The 2,612-nt window shown below is 56.0% G+C and carries 2 protein-coding genes and 1 pseudogene; 1 reads left to right on the top strand and 2 read right to left on the bottom strand.

From position 1 onward, the window contains the following. Both PAT3040_RS29330 and PAT3040_RS29325 read right to left on the bottom strand, forming a co-directional pair. A partial coding sequence (locus PAT3040_RS29330) for a sensor histidine kinase (RefSeq protein ID WP_258235214.1) occupies positions 1 to 907 on the bottom strand: 907 nt, incomplete at its 3' end. A gap of 1 nt (position 908) precedes the next feature. Beyond that, a pseudogene (locus PAT3040_RS29325) lies at positions 909 to 1,594 on the bottom strand (response regulator transcription factor). Positions 1,595 to 2,040: 446 nt separating this feature from the next. Between PAT3040_RS29325 and PAT3040_RS29320 the strand changes: the two are divergent. Beyond that, positions 2,041 to 2,612: DJ-1/PfpI family protein (locus PAT3040_RS29320; RefSeq protein ID WP_181376908.1), on the top strand; the 572-nt coding region annotated here is incomplete at its 3' end.

Below are 2,612 nucleotides of genomic sequence, written 5' to 3'. Positions count from 1 at the left end.
ATACCCGCTGCAGCTCCTCCGCCGCGAAACCCGGGCCCGTGTCTCCGATTGCGAAGCGGACGAGGCCGGCGTCCCGGTAACAATGAACAGTGATGACGCCCCCGCCTCCTTCGGGCGTATGTCGGACGGCATTCTCCATCAGATTGACGAAAGCGCGTTCCAATAAGTGGCCTTCGCCGCATATGGAGCAATGACTCTCCAATCCCTCCGCGGCAAATATAATCCCCTTTTGCTCCGCCTGCGGCTTCAAGCTGTCCATCGATCTCCGGAGCACGGCGGTCAGATCAACGGACGACGCATTCAGCTCCGGCTCTACGTAATCCAGCTTCGCGAAGTCGAACAGCTCCTCCACGAGCCGATCCAATTGCGCGGACTTCTCCTTGCATACGGACAGGTAGCGGGCCATCTTCTCGGGCGATCGGGCAATCCCTTGCTCCAGGCCGTCCAAATAACCTCGCAGCGCGAATAACGGCGTTCGAAGGTCATGCGCCAGCGCCGCGATGACGAAGCGGCGTTCCTCCTCAAGCTCCTTTTGCTTCAGACGGGATTGACTGAGCGCCTTCAACATGACGTCGAAAGCGTCCCGAACTTCGGCGATCTCGGTCAAACGAACCGCCGGCAGCGCAATCTCCCGTTCGCCGGCAGCGACCTGCCGGGCCGCCGCGCCGAGTCCTTCCAGAGGCTTAAGCAGATACCTCCTCATTCTCATTGCCACGACGAACAACGCTAGCAGCAGTCCTGCAATAAGCGCATGAACGGGCAATACGCTGGTTTTGTCCGCGCCTCCCGTCGCAATCCGAATTGTTCCATACTCCATATAAAACGCCCCCAAGTAGAAGACCCAAGGAAGCAGCAGAAAAAAGAACAGACATAACAACAAAAACTTGCGAATGCGTAGCGTCTTCATCTCAGCCTCCTTCGAATCGGTAGCCGACGCCCCAAACATTGACCAAGTGCCGCGGCTTGTCCGGGTCGGACTCGATCTTGTCCCGCAGCCGACCGATATGGACTCTTACCGTATGCTTGTCCCCGACGCTTTCCCAGAACTTTTGCAGCAATTGCTCATAGGAGAATACTTGGCGAGGATGCTCCGCGAACAACGTCAACAGCTCATATTCCTTCGGCGTGAGCATAACGTTTTCTCCATCGATAACGACTTCCCTGGCTGTCAAATTCAGTTGAATGCGTCCGTAGTCCAAGATGTTCTCCACGCTTAGCCGCTTGCTTCCCATGCGGCGCAATACTGCTTTCACACGGGCCACGATCTCCCCGGCGAAGCGGACTTGACGATGTAATCGTCTCCTCCGAGCGTCAGCCCTCTGATTTTGTCCACGTCGTCGCTGCGCGCGCTTAAAAAGAGAATCGGCACGTCGCTGTCCCTCCGAATCCGTCTGCACAAGTCGAAGCCGTTCTCCCCCGGCATCATGATATCGAGCACGAGACAGTCAATGGCCTGCTGCTGGAATATCTTCCACGCTTCGGCCGCATCGCAAGCGGTCCTCACTTCGAACTTCTCGTTCTCCAGGAAATCCTTTATCAATTCAACGATGCTTGGATCGTCGTCTACGACTAGCACCGTTGGCATCAAACTCATATCGATCCCACCTTCCTCTCCTACTTTACCACGATTCCCGCGAGAACCAAGCTGCCCTTGCCGCTTTGTGACGGATTGTTCCTGTTCTGTGACCCCTTGGATGCTTGGTTCGAGATACTTTCTTGTTATGATTTTCTTCGAGAGGTTGTTCAAAAAGTCCGCTTTTGATCACGAAGTATGGTCGCGTTGCCTACTCGACTTCGAATATTGAATTCAGGCGAAACTTCCGGTGCTCACGTAGCCTCCACTACGCTCCGCTCCTCACTTTCTACCTTCCTTCAATCTTCTACAGCGTTTTTGAAAAAAACGCAGCATCGGAAGCATACGCTATTGTGCTGAAAACCGAACTTTTTGAACACGCACTTCGAGCAAGGCAAGTCGCAACATGATCGCATTATTCGAAACGGCTTCAGCCGCTTCAATATATCAAAGGGGGATTTCCATTCATGTTATCGGTTCAAATCGTTTTATTTGACGGCTTCGACTTGTTGGATGCCATTGCGCCATACGAAGTGTTCTGCGCTGCCGCCAAGTATACGGATGACGCGATTGTCGTAGAGCTCGTCACTGCGGAAGGCAGCAGATCCGTCGCAAGCGGCGTAGGAGGGCTCAAGATCGAAGCGACCGGCAGACTGGCTCCGGAGAAAGCCGGCATCATTGTCGTCCCCGGCGCTTCCGGGGATGTCGAGGGCGATGGTCCGGACTCCGTTCCGACCATCTTAGCTCGCGCCATGGGCACGGAATTGACGGGGCTCGTCGAACGGGCGCTTGAAAGAGCCGATGTCGTCGTCGCTACGGTATGCGGAGGTTCCCTTCTGCTGGCTATGGGAGGACTTCTGGAGGGCAGGCCTGCAGTGACGCATCATTTGGGCATGGACGTGCTGGGAGCGACCGGAGCCGCTCCCGTGCAAGCCCGCGTCGTGGATGACGGTAATCTGGTTACCGGCGGAGGCGTTACGTCGGGTCTGGATGTCGCGCTGCATCTGGTGGAGCGCGAGCTGGGACCGCGTATCGCGCA

Source organism: Paenibacillus agaridevorans (assembly GCF_003112455.1).
Classification (GTDB): domain Bacteria; phylum Bacillota; class Bacilli; order Paenibacillales; family Paenibacillaceae; genus Pristimantibacillus; species Pristimantibacillus agaridevorans.
This window is presented reverse-complemented; position numbering and strand designations above follow the sequence as displayed.